The sequence below is a fragment of the Streptomyces sannanensis genome (genome assembly GCF_039536205.1).
Taxonomy (GTDB): domain Bacteria; phylum Actinomycetota; class Actinomycetes; order Streptomycetales; family Streptomycetaceae; genus Streptomyces; species Streptomyces sannanensis.
The window spans coordinates 1,376,080-1,398,435 of sequence record NZ_BAAAYL010000001.1 but is presented as its reverse complement, the minus strand read 5'-3'; the positions used below and the strand labels follow the sequence as shown (position 1 = coordinate 1,398,435).

The following is a 22,356-nucleotide window of genomic DNA, read 5'->3' as shown; positions in this document are numbered from 1 at the left end:
AGACATGAAGGGCCCGCTGCCGTGAAGGCAGCGGGCTCTTTCTTTTTCGGACACAGCCTCTTGCCGGGGGTTACCGATCACCTTTATGGTCACACTGACTATAAAGAAGGGGAGCAGTGATGAGCGCCCAAGCCCCCGAGGGCTACGACAAATACGCCTTCGAACCGTTCGCGGTCACCGTCGACCTCGCCGTGTTCACCGTGCGGGACGGCCGGCTGCACGTCCTGCTCGTCGAGCGCGGCCAGGACCCCTACGCCGGTGCCTGGGCGCTGCCCGGAGGGTTCGTCCTGCCACGCGAGTCCGCCGGGCAGGCCGCCCGGCGCGAACTGGCCGAGGAGACCGGGCTGTCGGACGAGGTCGTGGCCTCGCTCCACCTGGAGCAGCTGCGTACGTACAGCGACCCGGACCGCGACCCCAGGATGCGGGTCGTGTCCGTCGCGTACACCGCGCTCGTACCCGACCTGCCCGAGCCGCGCGGCGGCGGCGACGCGGCACAGGCGCGGTGGCTGCCCGTCGGTTCGTACGACCGGCTCGCCTTCGACCACGAGCGGATCCTCGCCGACGCCCGCGAACGCATCGGCGCCAAGCTCGAGTACACCTGCCTCGCCACGTCCTTCTGCCCGCCCGAGTTCACGCTCGGCGAGCTCCGGCAGGTGTACGAGACAGTCTGGGGCACGACCCTGGACCGGCCCAACTTCCGGCGCAAGGTCCTCGCCACCCCCGGCTTCGTCGAGCCGGTGGCCGGGGCCGCGCGCCTGACCGGAGGTCGCGGAAAACCCGCAGCCCTCTACCGCGCGGGCGGCGCCACCGCGCTGCACCCGCCCCTGCTGCGCCCGGAAGGAAAACCCTCATGAACGGAACCAAGCGTGCGGCGACCGGCTCCCTCATCGGACTCGCCCTCGGCGACGCACTCGGTTTCCCCACCGAGTTCAACGACGTCCCGCGGATCCTCGAGAAGTGCGGTCCCTGGCGGGAGATGGAACTCCCACAGCCCGCGATCGTCACTGACGACACCCAGATGACCCTCGCCCTGGGGCGCGGCATACGCACCGCGATGGCCCGCGGACTGCTCACGCCCGCGCGGCTGGCCCGGCCGGTCCGCGAGGAGTTCGTGGACTGGTACCACTCCCCGGAGAACAACCGCGCCCCCGGCCGCACCTGCCTGGTCGCCTGCCGACTCCTCGACAGCGACCGGCCCTGGCAGGCGGCGAGCCAGGTCGAGTCGAAGGGCTGCGGCGCCAACATGCGCGTCGCCCCGGTCGGCCTCGCCCAGGGCCTCAGCGAGGAACAGCGCGCCGGCGCCGCGCAGCTTCAGTCGGCGCTCACCCATGGCCACCCGACGGCGCTGGCCGCCTCCGACCTCACCGCCCGCGCGGTGTTCCTCCTCGCGCAGGGCACCGAGCCGACCGGCCTGGCCGGTCAACTGCGCTCGTACGCCCTCCGCAACCGCACCCGCTACCACCACCGCTGGCTCGGCGACCTGTGGACCCGCGCCCACGACCCCTCGCCGGAACACTTCATCGCCCGCGGCTGGGACGAGTGCCTCGACGTCCTGGACCGCCTGGTGAAGGCGCTGCGCACCCCCTCCCCGGAGACCGACCCCTGCCTGGGGACGGGCGACGGCTGGATCGCCGAGGAGGCGCTCGCCACCGCGCTGCACTGCTTCCTGCTCTTCCCCGACGAGCCGGTCACCGCCCTGCGCCGCGCAGCCTGCACGCGCGGCGACTCCGACTCGATCGCCTGCCTCACCGGCGCCTTCGCCGGCGCCCATCTGGGCGCCGCGGCCTGGCCCAAGGCATGGGCGGAGCGCATCGAGTACCGCAGCGAGCTGCTGACGCTGGGAGCGCTCTGGGACGCTTGATCCATGCTGGATGCCTTGAGTATGGACCTCACCCCCGTCGTCGCCGATCAGCCGGACCCGCTGCTGTTCGCCACCGTGTCGGGAGCCCATCTGTACGGGTTCCCGTCACGCGACTCCGATGTGGATCTGAGGGGCGTCCACCTGCTGTCCGCCGACGAACTGCTGGGACTCCGTGAGGTGGAGGAGACACGCAGCCGCATGTGGGACCGCGACGGGGTCGAGATGGACCTGGTCACGCACGACCTGCGCAAGTTCTGTCGCCGCTCGTGGTGCACACGACGGACCCGCATGCGGAGCTGGTGGCACTCGCCCCCGGCGTGCTCACCCGCCATCACGCCCACCACTACCGGGGTTTCGCGCACACGCAGTGGCGGCTGTTCGAGAAGAGCGGCGAACTGAAGCCGCTGCTCTACACCTTCCGGGTGCTCCTCACCGGCATCCACCTGATGCGCACGCGCACGGTGCAGGCGCAGCTGCCCACGCTGCTGGACGAGGTCGACTCCCCGGCCTATCTGCCGGACCTGATCGCGGCCAAGGCCGACGCCGAGCACGGCCCGCTCACGGTCGTGACCCAGGAGCTGGTCCGCTCCGACGTGGAGGCGCTCCACAGGGCCCTGGACGAGGCCCAGGAGTCCTCGGCTCTGCCGGGGGAGCCGTCCGCGTACGACGCGCTGCACGATTTCGTCATACGCGTACGGAAGTCGGGCTGAGTGTGTGAGCCGATGCCTTGCGGACGCGTATGAGGAAGTCCTCGACCCGAGCCCGGTCCGGTTCCGCCGGGAGTGGGCTGCGGGTTGCCGCGGCGTCCGCCTCTTCCGCCAGGCGGGTCATGCGGGCCTCCACCTCCGGCCAGGGGACCTCGCCCCGTTTGACCACGAGGAGAGAGGCGCGTTCCTCGGCAACGTCCAGGGTCAGTTCGCCCGTGCGCAGGAGGTCGCGGCAGCTCATCAAGAGGCGCAGCAGATGCATCGCGTGCTTCCAGCGCGGGGCGCCGTGCTGCCGGATGTCCGCGTCGAGCTTCTTGCGTTGGCCGACGGCGTAGCGGACGAAGGTCTGGTGGGCCTGGCGGGAGAGGAACGCGTCGCGCAGGGCCAGGAGTTCGAGGCCGGTGCTGTCGGTGTACTCGACGAGGGGGGAGTGCAGGCACTCCAGGATGTTGGGATTGGCTCGCAGGGCCAGTTCGCAGAAACGTTCCAGCTCCCAGCTGAACTGCTCGGGAGCCGGGCCCTCGACATGTGTCGGCGGTTTCTCGAAGCGCCAGAACAGCGGGGTCGGGGCGAGAAAGACACCACGGCGGTCGGTGTCGCTGTCCTCCGTCGCCAGGCCGAAGGCGCGCGAACCCATCACGCACGCGTAGATCGTGTGGTCGCGCACCATGTCTTCGGCAGTCGGGGGCATGCACGAGATTGTGCTGGGTCAGTCGAGGATGATCGAACCCTTTTTGACGGTGATGTGCTTCGCCGGCAGCGGGCGCTGGGCAGGGCCGTGCGCGACCGAGCCGTCGGCGATGTGGAACTTGCTGCCGTGGCAGGGACAGTCGATGGTGCCGTTGACCACCTTGTTGACCGTGCAGCCGCGATGGGTGCAGATCGCGGAGAAGGCCTTGAAGGTGCCGGCCTTCGGCTGGGTGACCACGACCTTGTGCTTGGCGAAGATCTTGCCGCCGCGGACCGGGATCTCCGAGGTCTTCGCCAGCACCACCCTGTGACGGTGGGTCGCGGCCGCCGGGGCGTCCGCCGCGAGGGTGGGGTCCGCCGCCGCCTCGGTTGTCGTGGCCGCCGTGGTGCCGCTCTCCTCGCTGCTGTCGTTGCCGCATCCGGTCAGCGCGGCCGTGCCGGCGGCCGCTGCGCCCGCCGCGAGAACCGCCCGCCGGCCGGCGCCCGTCATGTCACTCATGCTCTGCTCCTCTCGTTCCGGAGGAGCATCTTGACGCGGCAAGCACCACTCACGAAGCAGCCGCGCCCGGCGTCAGACCCATGGAATGAGCTCGACCGCCCGGCCGTGCGAGTCCCGGCGCACCTCCAGCAACGCGGTGACCGCGGCCCGCTCGACCGGCCCGTACACATGCGGGAAGAGGGCGTCCTCGGTGCCCTCCCAGCGGACCTCGGCCCCGATCGCCGCCTCCTCGATCACCAGCACCAGCAGCGGGCCGGGCGTGTCTCGGAAGTGGCCGTCCGCGATGGCGAGCGCGGCCGTCTCGTCGCCCGAACAGTGGACAAAGCCCTCGGCGGTCAGCGACGCGGGTGCGTACGGAAGGTCCGGCTCGGCGGCCCATTCGTCCAGCGGTACGACATGAAAGATCATGCGGACGGTTCTACCGCACGTTCCGGCCACCCGGATCGGCCCGAGTGGCGGAGAGAGCCGGCATGGGTGACATTGACCCTGTCTTTCCTCTGAAAGGCAGGAAGGCAGGACCATGGCGAGAGAAGACCTCGGCGGCCTTCTGAGCGGCGAGAGCAGCGGCCGGAACGTCCTGGGAGCGCTCCTCGGCGCGCTCGGCGGCGGAAACTCGGGCGGAGGCGGCAACCCGCTCCCGGGCCTGATCGACATGTTGGACAAGGCCGGCCTGCGGGAACAGACCCGCTCCTGGATCGGCCATGGGGCGAACCAGCCGGTCAGCGGCGCGCAGCTGGCAAAGGCACTGCCGCCCTCGACCCTTCAGCAGGTCGCCCAGCAGGTGGGCGCCACCCTGGAGGAGGCCGCCGAAGAGCTCGCCTACGTCCTTCCGCAGGCGGTGGACGATCTCACTCCGGCCGGAGAGCTCCCCCAGGCAGCCCTCGCGGACGAGTTCCGGCAGCAGGAGCTCTGACACCGTCCCGGAGGGTGGTCGCCGCATCCCTGCGCGCATATGGACTAATGCCCCTCCCGGCAACGTTTGCCCCGTCGCGACGTTCCCCCAGCTACCTCCCCCAGCTACCGCTGGGTGCCCCCAGGGTGCCCCCAGGGTGCCCCCAGGGTGCCCCCAGGGTGGCAGGGTGGCAGGGTGGCCCCAGGGTGGCCCCGGGCACGCACGCTCGCTGCGTTGGACGAAAACCCGAGGAGCGCTGCTACGAGGGTCTTCGTCCGCCTTGCGATCGCACGCACCGGACGCCGCTCCTTGAGGGGCAAACGTTGCCGGTCGCGGCACTAGGCTGAAACGGAGTCGCAGCAAGCACGCAGTGAGGAGTACGACGTGGCGGTACGAGCGGTCCGTGGAGCCGTCCAGCTGGAACGGGACGAGTCCGGGCACATGGACGAGCAGGTCGGCGCGCTGCTCACGGCCGTACTCGAGCGCAACGGCCTCACCGCCGACGACCTGATCAGCGTCTGGTTCACGGCCACGCCCGATCTGCACAGCGACTTCCCGGCCGCCGCGGCGCGGAAGCTGGGCATCGTCGACGTACCGCTGATCTGCGCCCAGGAGCTGGACGTCACGGGCGCCATGCCGCGCGTCGTACGGCTGCTCGCCCACGTCGAGACCGAACTGGCCAAGTCGGAGATCGCGCACGTCTACCTCGGCGCCGCGGCCTCCCTGCGCAAGGACATCGCCCAGTGAGAACCGCGCTCGTCATCGGCACCGGTCTGATCGGAACCTCCGCCGCTCTCGCCCTGTCCGGCCGCGGCGTCGAGGTCCACCTCGTCGACCACGACCAGGCGCAGGCCCGCACCGCCGCGGCGCTCGGCGCGGGCACGGACGAGCCGGCCGAGGGCAGGGTCGACCTCGCGGTCGTCGCCGTGCCGCCCGCGCATGTGGCGGCGACCCTCGCCGACGCCATGCGCCGCGGCGTCGCCCGCGGCTACCTCGACGTCGCCAGCGTCAAGGGCGGCCCGCGCCGCGAGCTGGAGGCGCTGGGCCTGGACCTCACCTCGTACATCGGTACGCATCCGATGTCCGGCAAGGAGCGCTCCGGCCCGCTGGCCGCCACCGCCGACCTCTTCGAGGGGCGCCCCTGGGTGCTCACCCCGACCCGGGACACGGACACCGAGGTGCTCAACCTCGCCCTGGAACTGGTCGCCCTGTGCCGGGCCGTGCCGGTCGTCATGGACGCCGACGCCCATGACCGGGCCGTGGCGCTGGTCTCCCACACCCCCCAGCTGGTCTCATCGATGGTCGCGGCGCGGCTGGAGGAGGCCGGCGAAGCGGCGGTACGCCTGTGCGGGCAGGGCATCCGGGACGTCACCCGGATCGCCGCCTCCGACCCCCGGATGTGGGTCGAGATCCTCTCCGCCAACCCGGGGCCAGTCGCCGATGTGCTGGCCGGGATCGCCGCGGACCTGGACGAGACCGTACGGTCCCTGCGCGCCCTCGAGTCCTCGGACGAGGCCAAGCGCCATGAGGGAGCCGAGGGTATTGAGGACGTACTGCGCCGGGGCAACGCGGGCCGCCACCGGGTCCCCGGAAAGCACGGGGCCGCCCCCACGGTGTACGAGGTCGTGGCCGTCCTCATCAGCGACCAGCCGGGCGAACTGGCCCGTATCTTCGCGGACGCGGGCCGTGCCGGGGTCAACGTCGAGGACGTCCGCATCGAGCACGCGACGGGCCAGCAGGCGGGCCTGGTCCAGCTGATGGTCGAACCGAAGGCGGCGCCGGTCCTGTCGGCGGCGCTGCGGGAGCGCGGCTGGTCGATCCGGCAGTAGCCCATCCGTGGCGACCACTCGGCGGCCGGAGGCCGGCCAGGCGTCCGAAGCCCGTGAGGCGGCCCGGCGCCGGGCGGTGCGTGGGCGGCGGTGGAGAGGAGGGTGCGGGGCTGGTCGATCCGGCATGGGCGGGGCAGTCGTTCCGCCGGGGCGGAACCCGGGGCGTTCGGGGTGGGCGCGGCCAGCCAGTAACCTTGTGCGGGGGCCGTTCCCGCCCCGCCGCATACCCGCTCCCGTGTACCAGGAAGGTGTCCCACACCGTGGAATCCGTGATCGTCGCCATCGACGGCCCCTCCGGCACGGGCAAGTCCAGCACCTCGAAGGCCGTCGCCGCCAAGCTCGGCCTCAGCTACCTGGACACCGGCGCCCAGTACCGGGCGATCACCTGGTGGATGATCAACAACGGGATCGACACCGACGACCCCGCCGCGATCGCGACCGCCTCCGCCAAGCCCGTGATCGTCTCCGGCACCGACCCGGCCGGTCCGACCATCACGGTCGACGGCGTCGACGTGGCCGGCCCGATCCGGACCCAGGAGGTCACCTCCAAGGTCAGCGCGGTCAGCGCGGTGGCCGAGGTCCGCGCGGTGATCACCGAGCTGCAGCGCTCCATCGCCCTGACGGCCCGGCAGGGCATCGTCGTCGAGGGCCGTGACATCGGTACGACCGTGCTGCCGGACGCCGACCTCAAGATCTTCCTGACCGCTTCCCCGGAGGCGCGCGCCGCGCGCCGCAGCGGTGAGCTCAAGGGCAAGGAGTCCGCCGACCTGGCCTCCACCAAGGCGGCCCTGATCAAGCGGGACGAGGCCGACTCCAGCCGTAGGACCTCCCCGCTCGCCAAGGCGGACGACGCCGTCGAGGTGGACACCACCGACCTGACCCTGGACCAGGTCGTGGAGTGTGTGGTCACCCTCGTCGAGGAGAAGCGGGCGGCCGCCAGGTGACCGCTCCCTCGGAGCGGGGTGCCGCGGTCGGCCGGAGGATCGGCATCGGGCTGATGTACGGGCTGTGGAAGCCGCGGGTACTCGGAGCCTGGCGGGTCCCGGCGATCGGCCCGGCGATCCTCGCCGTCAACCACGCACACAACCTCGACGGCCCGATGCTGATGGGCACCGCGCCCCGTCCCGTGCACTTCCTGATCAAGCAGGAGGCGTTCGTCGGCCCGCTCGGCCGGTTCCTGGAGGGAATCGGACAGCTGAAGGTGGACCGTACGAGCGCCGACCGCACGGCGATCACACATGCCCTCTCCGTGCTGGAGAACGGCGGCCTGCTCGGCATCTTCCCCGAGGGCACCCGGGGCGAGGGCGACTTCGCCTCGCTGCGTGCCGGGCTGGCCTACTTCGCCGTACGGTCCGGTGCGCCGATCGTCCCGGTCGCCGTACTGGGAAGTGCGGAGAGCCGAGGACGGTTGATACAGGGGCTCCCTCCGCTGCGCAGCAGGGTCGATGTCGTCTTCGGTGACGCCTTCGAGGCCGGGGACGGTAGCGGCAGACGCACCCGCGCGGTCCTGGACGACGCCACGGTGCGCATTCAGGAGCGGCTGGCCGGACACCTGAAAAACGCAAGGCGTCTCACGGGGCGCTAGGCAAGACTTGAGTAGTGAGCCCACGGGCTCACCGATCACCACGAACGACGAGGAACGGACTTCATGAACGACCAGCACGACCACGGAGCGCTCGGCGACGCCGAGTACGCGGAGTTCATGGAGCTCGCCGCGGAAGAAGGCTTCGACATCGAGGACGTCGAGGGCGCGATCGAGGAGGCCGGCCACGGCCCGCTGCCCGTCCTCGCCGTCGTCGGCCGCCCGAACGTCGGCAAGTCGACCCTGGTGAACCGCATCATCGGCCGCCGTGAGGCGGTCGTCGAGGACAAGCCCGGCGTCACCCGTGACCGTGTCACGTACGAGGCCGAATGGGCCGGCCGCCGCTTCAAGGTCGTCGACACCGGCGGCTGGGAGCAGGACGTGCTCGGCATCGACGCCTCCGTCGCCGCCCAGGCCGAGTTCGCGATCGAGGCCGCCGATGCGGTCGTCTTCGTCGTGGACGCCACGGTCGGCGCCACCGACACCGACGAGGCCGTCGTCAAGCTGCTGCGCCGGGCCGGCAAGCCCGTCGTGCTGGCCGCCAACAAGGTCGACGGCCCGTCCGGCGAGGCCGACGCGGCGATGCTGTGGTCGCTGGGGCTCGGCGAGCCCTTCCCGGTGTCCGCGCTGCACGGCCGTGGCACCGGCGACCTGCTCGACGAGGTGCTCAAGGCGCTGCCCGAGGCGCCCGCCCAGACCTTCGGCAACGCCGTCGGCGGTCCGCGTCGCATCGCGCTCATCGGCCGCCCGAACGTCGGCAAGTCGTCCCTGCTGAACAAGGTTGCGGGCGAGGAGCGGGTCGTCGTCAACGAGCTCGCGGGCACCACCCGCGACCCGGTCGACGAGCTCATCGAACTCGGCGGCACCACCTGGAAGTTCGTGGACACCGCCGGTATTCGCAAGCGGGTCCACCTGCAGGAGGGCGCGGACTACTACGCCTCGCTGCGCACCGCGGCGGCCGTCGAGAAGGCGGAGGTGGCGGTCGTGCTGATCGACACCAGCGAGTCCATCAGCGTCCAGGACCAGCGGATCATCACGATGGCCGTCGAGGCGGGCCGTGCGCTGGTCATCGCGTACAACAAGTGGGACACCCTCGACGAGGAGCGCCGCTACTACCTCGAGCGCGAGATCGATACCGAAATGCAGCAGGTCTCCTGGGCGCCGCGGGTGAACGTCTCGGCGCGTACCGGCCGTCATATGGAGAAGCTGGTCCCGGCGATCGAGACGGCACTGGCGGGCTGGGAGACCCGGGTGCCGACCGGGCGGCTGAACGCCTTCCTGGGCGAGCTGGTCGCCGCCCACCCGCACCCGATCCGCGGCGGCAAGCAGCCCCGCATCCTCTTCGGGACGCAGGCCGGCACCAAGCCGCCGCGCTTCGTGCTCTTCGCCTCCGGCTTCCTGGAGCACGGCTACCGGCGATTCGTCGAGCGGCGGCTGCGTGAGGAGTTCGGCTTCGAGGGCACCCCGATCCACATCTCGGTGCGGGTGCGCGAGAAGCGCGGCCGGAAGAAGTAACCGGGCTACAGGCCCCTGCGGGGGCCGGGCGGCAGCGCGGCCGGGAGGTGATGCCCCGGGTGCTGCCGCCCGCCGTTGCGTGAGGATCCGGAGGCGTGCCCGGTGTCGCCCGGGTGTCCGGGATTCCCGGAGCCGCTGACATACCCGACCAGGTGCCAGCCGCGGCCGCTGTGGTGCGCGGAGGCGAATCCCGTGAACTTCAGGTTCTCCTCGCCCGACCGGTCGCCCGGCAGTGCTCTGAGGGCGCGGCGGTACTCGGAGTACAACGCGTCGTAGATCGGGGTGGGGGAGTGGCCGCCGGTCACCTCCAGCGACGGGCGCATGGCGGGGATCGCGATCTGGTACGGCGGGCGGAGGGGGTCGTATGCGTGCACGTATGTGCCAACGACCCCGTCGCCCGCAGGATGCGGCCTGGGCGCGGACATGTGCTCAGGTGCCGGCCAGCGGCATCGCCGCGGCGACCAGGACACCACCGGCCGCGGCCTTCTCCAGGGCATCGCGCAGCAGATCCTCGCGCGACTGGTGCCCGATCGTGCCGACGGGCGCGCAGAAGACCAGGACGGTCCGCGTCCTGGTGGCCGCGGCCCGCCAGCCCTCGGTGACCTGGAGCGGCTGGTGCGCCTGCCACCAGGAGACCGGGCTTCCGGCGCCGGGCTGAAGAATCGCGTGCAGTCGGCCCATCGCGAGCAGTACGGACCAGCCGGAGAGCAGGTAGGGCATCCGGCCGACCTCGGTCACCGGAAGGAATCCCTGCTCGATCAGGAGCGGCAGGAATTCGTCGCCGCCCGGGGCCCATCCGGGCCGGGCGATGGGGGCGGTCGGCTCGACGACCAGAGCGGGGCGCAGATCTCCCTCGACCAGTACGAGACCGCTGGTGACACCGAGCACGGCCTGCTCGGGCGCGATGTCGGCCGGCGGTTCCTGGCCCGCGCCCGTGATACTGCGCACAGCGCCCTGCAACTGCTCCTCGGAGACCCTGACGACCTGTGAGGGAATGCAGCCGGCATGGGCGAAGGCGAGGACCGCGGTCTCCTCGCCGACGAACAGCACCGTGCTGGTCGGTTCCTGGTCCGAGTTGCCCTGGGTGCGGCAGGAGGTGCAGTCGTAGGTGCCCGGGGCGCCCTCCCCGGCGAGCAGCCGGGCGGCTTCTTCGTCGCCGATCTCGGCGCGTACGTCTTCGCTGACGTAGAGCATGCGCGACACGGGTGACTCCTCGAACTGAGTGCGTCGGCCGGGCCGTTCCCGGCTCGTACCGATGACAACGGCCGATCCATGGCCTGAGTCACGCGTGAAGGCGAACGGAGTCGAACCGGTCCGGCGCGGAGGGTGCGCAGGGTCGCGGAGGGCCTCACTCCATGTCAACGGCCACTGGACTGCCGGGAGTTGGACCGGTGAGGTGAGTCACGGATCGTATGGCTGGCGGGTCGAAAAATGCTGAAATCGACGAATCTAACGGGTGGCCGGAATTCGACGATACCGGCGGCAATTCGCAACTGACCTGGAATGGCGCGGAATCGGTTGAAGTCCGGGCAGGGGCTCCCTGGATCCCTCCGCCGTGTGCACCGAGCACCACCCCGGATGCGCCCGCCGATCCGCGTCGGCCAGTACGGCACGGAACCGGCAAAGCCCGCACCACCCCGCGGCGGGCGGGGCGGAGCGGCCCCCAGGCGCCGGACGCGCCCATGGCCCGCTCTTCCTGGGGACCCCGGGTTCTTCGAGAGGGAGCGCTCGGTGGGGCGCTTGGCCTGCCTGCGTCGCGCGGGCCGGCGCGTATGGCCCCGCCCCGGCGCCAGCGAAGCCCGCCGCGAAGCCCGCCGCGAAGCCCGCGGCCGGGCCGGCGCAGGCTCCGGTGGCCCAGGCGCCTCAGCGGGCCGGGGCCCACACCGGGCGAAGCGCCACCTGGGGCAACCACACCGTCAGGTCCGGCGACACGCTGAGTGCGATCGCCGCCGCGCACAACACCACCTGGCAGGCCCTGCATGCCCTGAACCGGGCCGTCATCGGGCCGACCCGGACGTCATCGTCCCGGGACAGCGGCTCGCCGTCTGACGCGCGGGTGCTGCCCCGTCCGTCCGCCGACCGGGTGGGGCCTGCCCGCGCACGCCGCGCGGCGTGCGCCCTGGGGCGCACGCCGGTGCGAGCGTGAGCCGATGGCGAAGAACCGTCTCTGGCCGGCCCTCGCGCTGACCGTCCCGCTTGCCCTCGTGCCGCTCGGTACAGGAATGCCGTCCGCGTACGCGGCCGCAGCGTCGCCCCCGCACTCCTGTGCTGCCGACCAGTGGCCCTGGGGCTGCATGGCGAAGTGCGAGAGCGGCGGAAACTGGCACATCAACACCGGAAACGGCTACTACGGAGGACTCCAGTTCTGGCAGCCGACCTGGGTGGAGCACGGCGGACGCGCCTACGCCGCACGTGCCGACCTCGCCACCCGCGCGCAGCAGATCAAGATCGCCGAGGCGGTTCTCTCCGCCCAGGGCTGGGAGGCCTGGCCCGTGTGCTCCAGGAGGTACAAGCTCTCCGGGCGCGTGCTCGTCGTGCAGCCCGGCGACTCCCTGTCTTCGCTGGCCCGCCGCTTTCGCGTCCCTGGTGGCTGGGCGAGCCTGTACAAGGCCAACCGCAAGGTGATCGGCCCGAACCCGAACCATGTCGTGTCCGGCACCATGCTGGTCATTCCACGCGGTTCCGCAGTTCATCGGACTCCCCGCTGAAGACCACCGAGCCGCGGCGCAGTTCGTGCACCACCGCCGTGCGGACGGTCGCCGGCAGCCGTGGCTCGGCGACCACGACCGCCGCGTCGAGCGCGCCCAACACAACGCCGCGATGCACCGCACCGGACGTCGCGAGCGTATGGGGGCATGGCGCCGCCGCAGGTAGCTGAGGACGCCGGGTATGCCCGGTTCGCTTTCCGGCTTCGCGTGCCGTCCACCGTCCGCACTTCCCTCATGGCGGAGTGGGACCGATGCCGCTGGATCTGGAACGAGTGCGTGGCCAAGTCCCGGCAGATACACGCCTGGAACCAGAACCGCCCCGAAGGCACACCTGAGCGGACCTGCGGTCCGGCCCAGTTCGACAGGATGCTGACCGAGGCCCGGCGGACAACGCCGTGGCCGGCCGAGGGCAGCTCGGTTCCTCAGCAGCAGTTGATCCGGGACTTCGGCACATCCCGCGCCAGGGCCCAGAAGGACATCAAGGACCGGCTGCCCGTGGCGCGTCGGGCTGGGATGCCGACGTGGAAGACGAAGCGTGAGGCGCTGCCGACGCTCAACTACACCCGGCCCGCGGCTTCCGCCTCAAGGACGGCAAGCGGTACCCCGCGGGCGGCATCTCCCTGACGGGGGTGTGGTCGCGGGACCTGCCCGCCGCTCCGTCCTCGGTGCGCGTGTACCAGGACCTCGGCCACTGGTACGCCGGCTTTGTCGCCCCCACCGAGGCCCGGCAGCTCCCTGAGACAGGGCGAGTGATCGGCGTGGACTGAGGTGTGAAGGAGACCGCCACCACTACCAGCGACGCCCACGACCTGCCGCACGCCGAGTACGGCAGGACGGCCGCCGCGAAGCTGACCCGGTACGACCGGATGATGGCCCGCCGCCGTCCGAAGAAGGGGCAGGCCGCCTCGAAGGGATACCGCGCAGCGAAGCGGCTGCGGGCCAAGCTGTACAAGAAGGTCGCCCGGCAGCGGCAGGACACCGGCCGCAAGTGGGCCAAGGGTGTTCATGGGCTTCGACGTCGAGGTCGTCGAGCCCAGGGAGCTCACCGAGCACATCAGGACGGTCCGGGACCGGCTGTCCCGGGCTCTCGACTGAGCCGCTCCCCGTGCCGTCCGATGGCCGCGAGCCAGTCTCCGCGGCTCGGACTTCGGCTGCGGATCGTGTAAGGAAACCGTAAATTCCCGGTGGGCAGTCGGGCCGGGACCGTACGCCGGGAGCTGTGAATTCGACGGCCCTCGGGCGGCGTGCCGTGCGGGAATTCCGGGGAGGTAATTCGGCGTCTCGGAAGGGGCTGTGGAATAGCTTCCTCCGGAGTCAGGAACTGCCCGTTCGGGTGAAGTCGTTCGGGGTGAACGCGTGTCGTGGTCCTGTGACAGAAGTGTGACCGGGTGGGGTACGTGGACCGCCCGGGGGTGCCCGCGGCCCCGGCTTCCGTCACCGTGCGGTGCCGCCTACCGTGAGTGTCATGGCATCCATACCGATCCCTCCCGCACAGTCCGACGACGCCCCCGAGTCCTATGTCGGCCTCGACGCGGAAGCCGCGAAGCGGCTGGCCCGAGTGCGCGGCTGGACGACCGTCAGGGCGCTGCCGCCGGGCGCCATCATCACGATGGAGTACCTGGCGGGGCGGCTGAACTTCGAAGTCGACGGCGGCAGGGTGGTCCGCTGCTGGAAGGGCTGACGAAGGCCCCGGCGGCTCCTCCAGGAGCCGCCGGGGCCTTCACGGGCGGGGGAGTGGTGCGTACCTCCCCGCGCCCGGGGGCTGTCAGCCGCCCGTCACCGGGCGGGCCGGTGACGCTCCGCGGGGCGCACGGTCGGAGTGCGACGGATGTCTGCTGCCGGCCGGGGTGACCGGTGTGCGCTCCGAACGTATTGCGTGCGGGCGTGCGCCGAGGTGCCCGCCGCTCCGGCCGGTCGTGGACCGTCCGGAACCGCCGGCGCTCACCGGCTCGCGTACCGGCTCTTTCTGGGCGGGGCGGCGCTGCGGCACTATCGCGGCACCGTTCCCGGCAGGGACGGGCAGTGCGGGAACGGTGCCGCGGCGGGCGCGCCACAGTTCGCGCATGGCGAAGATCCAGGCCTCGGTACGGGCGATCAGCGGCTCGAACCAGGGCAGTGCCAGCAGGATCAGCAGGCCCGCCGCCCAGCCGAGCAGCACATCGCTCAGCCAGTGCGTACCGAGGTAGACCGTGGTCGCACCGACTCCGAGAGCGACCACGGCGGAGAGGACCGAGAGCCACCGCCTGGCCCGGGGGGTGGTGGCCAAGTACGACAGGATTCCCCAGGTCACGACGGCGTTGGCGGTGTGTCCGGAAGGAAATATGTCGCCGCCGGCGAAGAGTTCGGCCGAGCCGATCTGCGTCGCGTAGTGAGGGCCGAGCCGGCCGAGTCCGATCTTGACCGCGCCCACCGTGGTGTTCAGCAGCAGCAACGAGGTGGCCAGCACCAGCAGCGGGCGCAGGGTGTGCTGGCGCCATGAGCGCCAGCCGAGCCAGGCCGCCACCATCACGGCGGTGGGTCCGCGCTGGCCGAGCACCACGAAGTAGTCCAGCGTGGCGTGCACTTCGGGCCACTGCTCGTACGGCCGGAAGAGCATGACCTTCCAGTCCAGGGCCACCAGCCAGGACGTCGTCAGCACGGCCACGACGATGGCCACATAGAAGGCCAGCGTCGTTCCGAAGAGAGCCCGACGGGTACGGCTCATCCGGGGGATCTCTGTCTTCGGCGGCTCCAGCTCCCGGTCCAGGCGGGCGAAGATTCGGTCGGTACGCACTCAATCGACGTTACAGCGAGTGAGTGTCGGGCCAAGCCGATCCGGGCTGTTCGTGACGACGATGTGATGTGGAGTAGGTCTCACGCGAGCGCTTTTCGGGGGGCCGTCCGGAAAAGCGAGTGACGTTCTCCGCTATTCTTTCCTGGGCGTGTCGGGAGGGTGTTTCCGGGCCGTTTAATTGTCTCTCGGCGGCATAGTGCGGGAATTTCCCGGGCGGTGCCGGGAGGGTGGCGGGCCGTATCAAGATCACTTACTTCGGCCCCCGGAGTGGCGCACGCCACACACCGTCGCGTGCCGCCGTGAGAGGTGGACCACGCGCCACTGGTGTGAACTCGCGTACGCTGGCGGCTCACTCGTCCGTCGATGCCGGGCCCCCGGGGACACCCTCCGCCGGTCCGCCGAGCGCGAGGGAATCGACCGGGCCGAGGTCCGGGAACCGTCCCGGATCAGGCCCAGCAGTGGGAGGTACATGCATGACCCGGACGACCACCGCCGGCCTCCGGCCGTCTGCGGGAGTCGGCACCAACCGCTGGGTCGTCCTCGTCGTCCTCTGCGTCAGCCTCCTGCTGGTCGCGCTCGACGCGACCGTGCTGCATGTCGCCATCCCCGCGGTCACCGAGGACCTGCGCCCCAGCGCCATGGAGCTGCTCTGGATCGTCGACGCCTATCCGCTGATCTGTGCCTCGCTGCTGATCCTCTTCGGCACGCTGGGTGACCGGGTCGGGCGCCGCCGCATTCTGCTGCTCGGTTACGCGATCTTCGGTACGGCCTCCGCCGTCGCCGCCCTCGCCGGCACCCCTCAGGTACTGATCGCGGCCCGCGCCCTGCTCGGCGTCGGCGGCGCGATGATCATGCCGGCGACCCTGTCGATCCTGCGCCAGGTCTTCCCGGACCGCCGTGAGCGGGCGACGGCCATCGGCGTCTGGACCGCGGTGGCCGCGGTCGGCGCCGCCACCGGACCCGTACTCGGCGGCTTCCTCGTCGAGAACTTCTGGTGGGGCTCGGTCTTCCTGATCAACATTCCGCTGATGGCGCTCATCCTGCCGCTCGGCCGCTGGCTGCTGCCCGAGTCGAGAGGCAGCGGCGACGGCCCCTGGGACGTGCTCGGCGCACTCATGGCCGCGGCCGGAGTGCTCGGCTCGGTCCTCGGCGTCAAGCGGCTGGGCGGCGGCGGAACCGTGCTCGGCCTCGGCACGCTCGGCCCGCTGCTGGTCGGCGCCACCCTGCTGGTCCTCTTTGTGCGGCGGCAGAAGCGCCGCGAACATCCGCTGATCGACATCAGGATGTTCGCCAGGACCGCCTTCGCCACCTCGGTCGGCTGCATCGTGCTGGCCATGCTGGCGCTGGTCGGCCTGGAGCTGATCGCCGTCCAGTACCTCCAGCTGGTGCTGGACCTCAGCCCGCTGGAGACCGGGCTGAGGCTGCTGCCGCTGACCTTCGCCGCCATGGCGGCCGGCGCCACCGGCTCGTACACACTGCGCCGGACCGGCCCGCGGCTGATGGTCTCGCTGGGCTTCGTGCTCACCGCTCTCGCGGTGCTGCTGCTGACCCTGATGGGGTACCACGACCGGCCGGCGCTGCTCACGACGGGCTTCGTACTGCTCGGCTTCGGGCTGCAGACCACGCTCTTCGGGGCGTACGAGTCGATGCTCAGCGAGGCCCCGGCCGATCGCGCCGGCGGCGCCGCGGCCATCGGAGAGACCTCGTACCAGCTCGGCGCGGGCATGGGCATCGCCCTCCTCGGCAGTGTCATGAACGCCGCCTACGCCCCGGGGCTGTCGCGGGTGGCCGGCGTCCCGGCCGAGGCCGGCGCGGACGCGGCCAACTCGCTAGGCGAGGCCTATCAGGTGGCCCTGCAGCTGGGCGGACCGGCCGGGCAGGCGCTGCGGGCTGCGGCGCGGGACTCCTTCGTCCACGGCCTGCACGTCACGCTGGTGGTCAGCGCCGGTCTGCTGCTGCTCGGCGCCCTGGCGGCGCTGCGGCTGCCGAAGGTGATGGATTGCCCCGTGCCCGAGGGGGCGGCGGAGCCGCCGGCGGACCGGGAGGTGGCCGCGGAGGTTCCCGCGCCGGTGCGGCGCGAGCCGGCGGAGACGGCCGGGTCTGGACGAGCGGCACACTGAGCCGTAACGTCAGCGGCAGCAATAACTACCGCTGCTAGTTTTGGTTGTGTTCGCCGGGGGCTGTCCCCGGGCGAGCACGGCCGCGTGAGAGTGCCCGGAGGCCCCGTCATGTCCGCAACTCCGTCCTCGAAGCTGCCGCCGTTCGACCCCGTCGACCCCCTCGGCCTCGATGATCTGCTGAGCCCGGAGGATCTCGCGATCCGTGACACGGTCCGCTCATGGGCCGCCGACCGGGTGATGCCGCACATCGCCGACTGGTACGAGCGCGGAGAGCTGCCCGGCATCCGCGAGCTGGCCCGCGAACTCGGCTCGATCGGCGCCCTCGGCATGTCCTTGGAGGGCTACGGCTGCGCGGGCGCGAGCGCCGTCCAGTACGGGCTCGCCTGCCTGGAGCTGGAGGCCGCCGACTCCGGTATCCGCTCCCTGGTCTCCGTACAGGGATCTCTCGCGATGTACGCCATCCACCGCTTCGGCTCCGAGGAGCAGAAGCAGCGGTGGCTGCCGGGCATGGCGGCCGGCGAGATCATCGGCTGCTTCGGGCTGACCGAGCCCGACCACGGCTCCGACCCCGCCTCGATGCGTACGTACGCCAAGCGCGACGGCGGCGACTGGGTGCTCACCGGCCGTAAGATGTGGATCACCAACGGCTCGGTGGCCGGGGTCGCCGTGGTCTGGGCGCAGACCGACGAGGGCATCCGCGGTTTCGCGGTCCCCACCGACGCGCCCGGCTTCTCGGCCCCCGAGATCAAGCACAAGTGGTCCCTGCGCGCCTCGGTCACCAGTGAGCTCGTCCTCGACGAGGTGCGGCTGCCCGATGACGCGGTGCTGCCGGGCGTCACCGGGCTGCGTGGCCCGCTCAGCTGTCTGAGCCATGCGCGCTACGGAATCGTCTGGGGTGCCATGGGGGCGGCGCGCTCCAGCTTCGAGGCGGCGCTGGAGTACGCGAAGACGCGCGAGCAGTTCGGCAGGCCGATCGGCGGCTTCCAGCTCACCCAAGCCAAGCTCGCGGACATGGCGCTGGAACTGCACAAGGGCATCCTGCTCGCCCATCACCTCGGCCTGCGGATGGATGCGGGGAAGCTCCGCCCGGAGCAGGTCAGCTTCGGGAAGCTCAACAATGTGCGGGAGGCGATCGAGATCTGCCGCACCTCACGCACCATCCTCGGTGCCAACGGGATCTCGCTCGAGTACCCGGTCATGCGGCACGCGACCAACCTGGAGTCCGTGCTCACCTACGAGGGCACCGTCGAGATGCACCAGCTGGTGCTGGGCAAGGCGCTCACCGGTCTCGACGCGTTCCGCTGAGCGGCGGAGCGCGACCAGTGGCAGGTGGGCGGCCCTGCCGTAGGTCCTGTCCGGTTGGTCAGGCCGGATCAGGGAGCGCCCGCCGCGGAGCGGCTGGTGTCCACGCATGCGGTGAGGGGCACCTCTGGGGGCACCCCCAGCGGTAGCTGGGGGAGGCAGCTGGGGGACATCGGCGACCGACGACAACGGTGGGGGTACCTCCCGTGCCCGAAGGGCTACGGGGGAGAGGTGCGGTGCCGGACGCCGCGAGCCCGGCATGACCGGCCGGCCAGGACCTAGGAGCGCCCTGAAGATCTTGAAAACGCACCCGCCTTGCACCGGATTGCCCCGATCGACATTTACGGGTGAATCAGGGCGACTCGGGCGGCCCGAGCAAGATCTTCAGTTGTCTCCTAGCTCTGGTTGAAGAAGCCGCCCTGGAAACGGCCTGATGATTCCCCGTTGACGATCTGGGTGTCGGCGGGGGTCAGCAGGAAGACCCTGGTGGCCACCCGCTCGATGGAGCCCCGCAGACCGAAGGTCAGTCCGGCCGCGAAGTCGACCACGCGCTTGGCGTCGCCGGGCTCCATGGACGTGAGGTTCACGATGACCGGGATGCCGTCGCGGAAGAGCTCGCCGATGCCGCGCGCGTCCCGGAAGCCGTCAGGCGTGATGGTGGCGATCCTGCGGCCCTGGTCCTGGGCCGACTCGGAGGCCACCCGCACCCGCGGGTCGGTCACCCAGGGGTCGCCGGCTTCCTCGGCGTACTCGTCGTCGTAGTAGCGGTCGTCGTCGTTGTTGTCCTCGACAAGCCCCAGCCAGGCACTCGCTTTGCGCACTGATCCCATCGGACGCCTCCTTTCACAGCGGTTCCCTCAGCGTTCCGCACCCCTATGGTCGTCCATGATGCTGATCGCGCGCCAAGTGGACGGTCTCCGTACAGGGGATTCGTGACGGTACTGGTGCAGAACGTGTGGCGGTTCATCAAGGTTGTTCCTGCGCACGGCCCCTGACTGAACGCAAAATATGAAAGTCAGGCTGTATGGGTGATGGGGGAGAAGTGCATTGTTCGGGATAGTCAGACCCTGCTCGCACCGGCTCTCGGAGGGCCTCCGGACGGAGTGGATGGCCCATCTCTGCGGGCTTTGCCTGGCACTTCGCTCCGACCACGGGCAGCTCGCCCGTATCGTCACCAACTACGACGGGCTGATCGTCTCGGTTCTGGCGGAGGCTCAGGCGGATCGGACCAACGGATGGCGGCGCACCGCGGGCCCGTGCCCGCTGCGCGCCATGCGCACCGCCCCCGTCGCCCGCGGCGAGGGAGCCAGGCTGGCTGCCGCGGTGTCCCTGGTGCTGGCCTCGGCGAAGGTACGGGACCATGTCGCCGACCGGGACGGGCTGCTGAAGCGGCGCCCGGTGGCAGCGGCCGCGCGCCGGGTCGCCGCGAGCTGGAACCGGGCCGGTGCCCGGGCCGGCGCGGAGCTGGGGTTCGACACGGCGGTTCTGGTCGACGCGGTCGACCGGCAGACCGGCATCGAGGCGCTGGCGGGCCCCGGCACCCCGCTGCTCACGGTCACCGAGCCGACCGAGACGGCGACCGCGGCCGCCTTCGCCCACACCGCCGTACTCGCCGGCACACCGTGGAACGCCGAGCCGCTGGCCGAGGCGGGCCGGCTCTTCGGACGGCTGGCACACCTGCTGGATGCCGTTGAGGACAGGGAAACTGACGCCACGTCGGGTTCCTGGAACCCCCTCACCGCGACGGGCACCAGCCTCGCCGAGGCGCGGAGGCTCGCCGACGACGCCCTGCACGGAATCCGGCTCGCGCTGAAGGGCACCGAATTCGTCGACGGCAAGCTGGCACACGTTCTGCTGGTGCACGAGCTGAGCCGGTCGGTGGACCGGGCGTTCGGCCCGACGACCTGCGCGCACCAGGGATACGGGCCGCCGCCTCCGTCCTGGAACGGCGGCCCCGTCGGATTTCCGCCCGGCTTCGGCGGCGAGCCCCACACACCCCCGCGCGGCTTCTGGGCCGGCTGCGCGGTGGCCATCGGCCTGTGCTGCACCTGCAAGATGTGCTGTTCGGAGTCGTATGAAGGTCCCTGGTCGCGGAAGAAGCGCGAGGGCTGCTGCCACAAGTGCGACTGCAACCGCGACAGTTGCGACGGCTGTTGCTGCGACGGTTGCGACGGGTGCTGTTGCGACGGGTGCGAATGCTGCTGCCCCTGTGACGGCTGATCACGCGGGCTGCTTTTCGAACGGGCGGGCGGCGCACCTCGTCCGTTCACCCGTACGGAGTAGGGACCCCGCGTCGGCCATGGACCGGAGGGGCGGGGTTCGTCCGTATGGACGCGGCCGGCGGATTCATCCTTGTGCCGCATCCGGCGTCCGGCGGACTCGCCAATGTCGTCGGCCAGACAGCGCCGTTGCTCCCGGAGCGGGTGGCTTCCGTACCGATCGCACCGGCCCCATCCCGTGCCCTCACCTCGGACTGACCGCTCCCGAGTGGATAGGTTCATCGTATGAGTAGTACGGATGTGCAGCAGGAATGGAAGCACTGGCACGAACAGCGCACCGCGATGGTCTCCGCCATGTACGGCCCGCTCGCCCTGACCGGGACGTACTGGCTCGCCGACGCGGACGGCGGACGCATAGCGGCGATTCCCGGCCACTGGACCGAGGACGGCGACGAGGTCGTACTGACCGCGACGGCCGAGGACGGTCTCACACTGGACGGGGAGCCCTTCACGGGGCAGGTCCGGCTGGGTGCGGACCACACCCCGGTCGGCGAGTCGCGGCTCGCGCACGGCGAGCAGCGGCTGGTGGTGATGCGCCGCGAGGGGCTCTGGGCAGTACGGGTCTGGGACCCGCGCGCCGAGACCCGGCGCACCTTCGCCGGCATCGAGGCCACGCCCTATGACGAAGCCTGGGCGGTGCCCGGCGTCTTCCGTCCGTACACCGAGGAGCACACGGTGCGGGTGCCGAACGCGGACGGGCAGGAGCGCGGTCTCGGGCTCTCGGGGGAGCTGGTCTTCGATCTGCACGGTGCGGAGCAGAGCCTCCAGGTCGCGGTCGAGGCCGACGGCTCGCTGTGGGCCGTCTTCGCCGACGGCACCAGCGGAGAGAGCAGCTACCGGTTCCGCTTCCTGCGGCCCACGGCCCCTGCCGCCGACGGCAGCGTGACGGTGGACTTCAACCGGGTGCTGCTGCCGCCGTGTGCCTTCGCTGACCACTTCATCTGCCCGTTCCCGCCACCGGGCAACACGCTGGACGTCGACATTCCGGCCGGGGAGCGCAGTGTGCGCACCCGCGACACCGCCCTCCACTGACCGTTCCCTGCCAGTGAGCGGGAGTGAGTCCGCTCGCCGGCGCGCCCCGAACGGTCTTGGGCACTCCGCCAGCTACCTCCCCCAGCTACCTCCCCCAGCTACCTCCCCCAGCTACCTCCCCCAGCTACCTCCCCCAGCTACCGCTGGGAGGCGCCCCCAGAGGCGCCCCCGGAGGTGCCCCCGGAGGTGCCCCCAGGTCGTCCGCTTTCGCCTCCGGGTGGCGACACGGATCCTGTCCATGGTCCGGTCCCGGAAGGGCGGCCTGCGGCCGGAGGCCGCTGATGGGCACCGTCTCACGACCCGGCCATGTGGGGGCGGCCAGAGGCGACGGGGAGGCCCTGAACCATCTCGCCGGTGGAGCAGGGGCCCCGCACGCCGGCACCGCACCCGGCATCCCAGATCGCACTCGCGACGCCACCCGAGGCCCCCGCCCGAACCACAAGCCATCAACCCGACAATCACCCAACCGAGCTAATCCCCCCAAGGAACTTTGCTGGAAGAGCAGTTGCCACCCCTTCGTCGTGGACACCCTGAGGCGGCGGCCGGCCACCGCCTCAGGGTTGTCCT

General features: G+C 71.1%; 23 protein-coding genes and 2 pseudogenes. 17 read left to right on the top strand and 8 right to left on the bottom strand.

Going from position 1 to position 22,356, the window contains the following annotated elements; all coding sequences use genetic code 11:
- Positions 1-119: 119 nt before the first annotated feature.
- From ABD858_RS06425 to ABD858_RS06415, 3 genes and pseudogenes are all read left to right on the top strand, one after another.
- Entirely contained in the window at positions 120-854 is a 735-nt protein-coding gene (locus ABD858_RS06425; protein WP_345035153.1) for an NUDIX hydrolase, read from the top strand.
- Positions 851-1,861 (top strand): ADP-ribosylglycohydrolase family protein, encoded by a 1,011-nt coding sequence (locus ABD858_RS06420; protein ID WP_345035152.1) that lies wholly within the window; start codon positions 851-853, stop codon positions 1,859-1,861. Before ABD858_RS06425 ends, ABD858_RS06420 begins: the two co-directional genes overlap by 4 nt.
- Before the next feature lie 3 nt (positions 1,862-1,864).
- A pseudogene (locus ABD858_RS06415) lies at positions 1,865-2,571 on the top strand (nucleotidyltransferase domain-containing protein).
- Here the strand turns inward: ABD858_RS06415 and ABD858_RS06410 are convergent.
- The 3 genes from ABD858_RS06410 to ABD858_RS06400 all read right to left on the bottom strand — a co-directional run bounded on the left by ABD858_RS06410 (position 2,546) and on the right by ABD858_RS06400 (position 4,165).
- The gene (locus tag ABD858_RS06410) at positions 2,546-3,259 is read right to left on the bottom strand and encodes a nucleotidyltransferase domain-containing protein (RefSeq protein ID WP_345035150.1); all 714 of its coding nucleotides are present in this window, start codon (positions 3,257-3,259) and stop codon (positions 2,546-2,548) included. The pseudogene ABD858_RS06415 and the gene ABD858_RS06410 overlap by 26 nt on opposite strands.
- Positions 3,260-3,277: 18 nt before the next feature.
- On the bottom strand, positions 3,278-3,757 hold the full coding sequence (locus ABD858_RS06405; RefSeq protein WP_425586160.1) for a Rieske (2Fe-2S) protein: 480 nt from the start codon (positions 3,755-3,757) through the stop codon (positions 3,278-3,280).
- A gap of 72 nt (positions 3,758-3,829) precedes the next feature.
- Positions 3,830-4,165 carry a DUF952 domain-containing protein gene (locus tag ABD858_RS06400; protein ID WP_345035149.1) on the bottom strand — a complete coding sequence of 112 codons (336 nt, stop codon included), beginning with the start codon at positions 4,163-4,165 and terminating at the stop codon, positions 3,830-3,832.
- A 112-nt stretch (positions 4,166-4,277) separates the two neighbouring features.
- Here ABD858_RS06400 and ABD858_RS06395 point away from each other — a divergent pair, with 112 nt between their 5' ends.
- The 6 genes from ABD858_RS06395 to der all read left to right on the top strand — a co-directional run bounded on the left by ABD858_RS06395 (position 4,278) and on the right by der (position 9,575).
- Positions 4,278-4,670 carry a YidB family protein gene (locus tag ABD858_RS06395; RefSeq protein ID WP_345035148.1) on the top strand — a complete coding sequence of 131 codons (393 nt, stop codon included), beginning with the start codon at positions 4,278-4,280 and terminating at the stop codon, positions 4,668-4,670.
- A gap of 363 nt (positions 4,671-5,033) precedes the next feature.
- Positions 5,034-5,396, top strand: coding sequence for a chorismate mutase (gene aroH, locus ABD858_RS06390; protein WP_345035147.1), 363 nt, complete (start codon positions 5,034-5,036; stop codon positions 5,394-5,396).
- Positions 5,393-6,478, top strand: coding sequence for a prephenate dehydrogenase (locus tag ABD858_RS06385; RefSeq protein ID WP_345035146.1), 1,086 nt, complete (start codon positions 5,393-5,395; stop codon positions 6,476-6,478). The genes aroH and ABD858_RS06385 overlap by 4 nt, the downstream gene beginning before the upstream one ends.
- A 260-nt stretch (positions 6,479-6,738) precedes the next feature.
- Positions 6,739-7,422: a (d)CMP kinase gene (gene cmk / locus ABD858_RS06380; protein WP_345035145.1), complete on the top strand. Its 684-nt coding sequence runs from the start codon at positions 6,739-6,741 to the stop codon at positions 7,420-7,422.
- Positions 7,419-8,063 (top strand): lysophospholipid acyltransferase family protein, encoded by a 645-nt coding sequence (locus ABD858_RS06375; RefSeq protein WP_345035144.1) that lies wholly within the window; start codon positions 7,419-7,421, stop codon positions 8,061-8,063. The genes cmk and ABD858_RS06375 overlap by 4 nt, the downstream gene beginning before the upstream one ends.
- A 63-nt stretch (positions 8,064-8,126) precedes the next feature.
- A complete protein-coding gene (gene der, locus ABD858_RS06370; RefSeq protein ID WP_345035142.1) occupies positions 8,127-9,575 on the top strand; it encodes a ribosome biogenesis GTPase Der in 1,449 nt (482 codons plus the stop codon).
- 5 nt (positions 9,576-9,580) lie between these two features.
- On the opposite strand, the gene ABD858_RS06365 is transcribed toward der, so the two are convergent.
- Positions 9,581-9,949 carry a hypothetical protein gene (locus tag ABD858_RS06365; protein ID WP_345035141.1) on the bottom strand — a complete coding sequence of 123 codons (369 nt, stop codon included), beginning with the start codon at positions 9,947-9,949 and terminating at the stop codon, positions 9,581-9,583.
- Positions 9,950-10,004: 55 nt separating this feature from the next.
- Positions 10,005-10,778, bottom strand: coding sequence for a hypothetical protein (locus tag ABD858_RS06360; RefSeq protein WP_345035140.1), 774 nt, complete (start codon positions 10,776-10,778; stop codon positions 10,005-10,007).
- Between the two features lie 646 nt (positions 10,779-11,424).
- Between ABD858_RS06360 and ABD858_RS06355 the strand changes: the two genes are divergently transcribed.
- Both ABD858_RS06355 and ABD858_RS06350 read left to right on the top strand, forming a co-directional pair.
- On the top strand, positions 11,425-11,721 hold the full coding sequence (locus tag ABD858_RS06355) for a LysM peptidoglycan-binding domain-containing protein (RefSeq protein ID WP_345035138.1): 297 nt from the start codon (positions 11,425-11,427) through the stop codon (positions 11,719-11,721).
- Positions 11,722-11,725: 4 nt separating this feature from the next.
- Positions 11,726-12,283 carry a transglycosylase family protein gene (locus ABD858_RS06350; RefSeq protein ID WP_345035137.1) on the top strand — a complete coding sequence of 186 codons (558 nt, stop codon included), beginning with the start codon at positions 11,726-11,728 and terminating at the stop codon, positions 12,281-12,283.
- On the opposite strand, the gene ABD858_RS06345 is transcribed toward ABD858_RS06350, so the two are convergent.
- On the bottom strand, positions 12,243-12,401 hold the full coding sequence (locus ABD858_RS06345) for a hypothetical protein (protein ID WP_345035135.1): 159 nt from the start codon (positions 12,399-12,401) through the stop codon (positions 12,243-12,245). The genes ABD858_RS06350 and ABD858_RS06345 overlap by 41 nt on opposite strands.
- Positions 12,402-12,430: 29 nt before the next feature.
- Between ABD858_RS06345 and ABD858_RS06340 the strand changes: the two are divergent.
- Positions 12,431-13,287 (top strand): annotated as a pseudogene (locus tag ABD858_RS06340) (RNA-guided endonuclease InsQ/TnpB family protein); the annotation flags it as partial.
- Between the two features lie 461 nt (positions 13,288-13,748).
- Complete coding sequence (locus ABD858_RS06335) at positions 13,749-13,964, top strand: I78 family peptidase inhibitor (protein ID WP_345035133.1); 216 nt, start codon at positions 13,749-13,751, stop codon at positions 13,962-13,964.
- An 84-nt stretch (positions 13,965-14,048) separates the two neighbouring features.
- On the opposite strand, the gene ABD858_RS06330 is transcribed toward ABD858_RS06335, so the two are convergent.
- Positions 14,049-15,056, bottom strand: coding sequence for a phosphatase PAP2 family protein (locus ABD858_RS06330; RefSeq protein WP_345035132.1), 1,008 nt, complete (start codon positions 15,054-15,056; stop codon positions 14,049-14,051).
- Positions 15,057-15,529: 473 nt separating this feature from the next.
- On the opposite strand from ABD858_RS06330, the gene ABD858_RS06325 reads away from it, so the two are divergent.
- Together ABD858_RS06325 and ABD858_RS06320 are read left to right on the top strand one after the other, a co-directional pair.
- Complete coding sequence (locus ABD858_RS06325) at positions 15,530-17,176, top strand: MFS transporter (RefSeq protein ID WP_345035131.1); 1,647 nt, start codon at positions 15,530-15,532, stop codon at positions 17,174-17,176.
- A gap of 108 nt (positions 17,177-17,284) precedes the next feature.
- Positions 17,285-18,481 (top strand): acyl-CoA dehydrogenase family protein, encoded by a 1,197-nt coding sequence (locus ABD858_RS06320; RefSeq protein ID WP_345035130.1) that lies wholly within the window; start codon positions 17,285-17,287, stop codon positions 18,479-18,481.
- Between the two features lie 392 nt (positions 18,482-18,873).
- Here ABD858_RS06320 and ABD858_RS06315 read toward each other — a convergent pair whose 3' ends face one another.
- Positions 18,874-19,308 (bottom strand): cell division protein SepF, encoded by a 435-nt coding sequence (locus ABD858_RS06315; protein ID WP_345035128.1) that lies wholly within the window; start codon positions 19,306-19,308, stop codon positions 18,874-18,876.
- A gap of 217 nt (positions 19,309-19,525) precedes the next feature.
- Between ABD858_RS06315 and ABD858_RS06310 the strand changes: the two genes are divergently transcribed.
- Both ABD858_RS06310 and ABD858_RS06305 read left to right on the top strand, forming a co-directional pair.
- Positions 19,526-20,698, top strand: coding sequence for a DUF5685 family protein (locus ABD858_RS06310; protein WP_345035127.1), 1,173 nt, complete (start codon positions 19,526-19,528; stop codon positions 20,696-20,698).
- Positions 20,699-20,982: 284 nt separating this feature from the next.
- Positions 20,983-21,789 (top strand): DUF1684 domain-containing protein, encoded by an 807-nt coding sequence (locus ABD858_RS06305; protein ID WP_345035126.1) that lies wholly within the window; start codon positions 20,983-20,985, stop codon positions 21,787-21,789.
- The last annotated feature ends 567 nt before the right edge of the window (positions 21,790-22,356 follow it).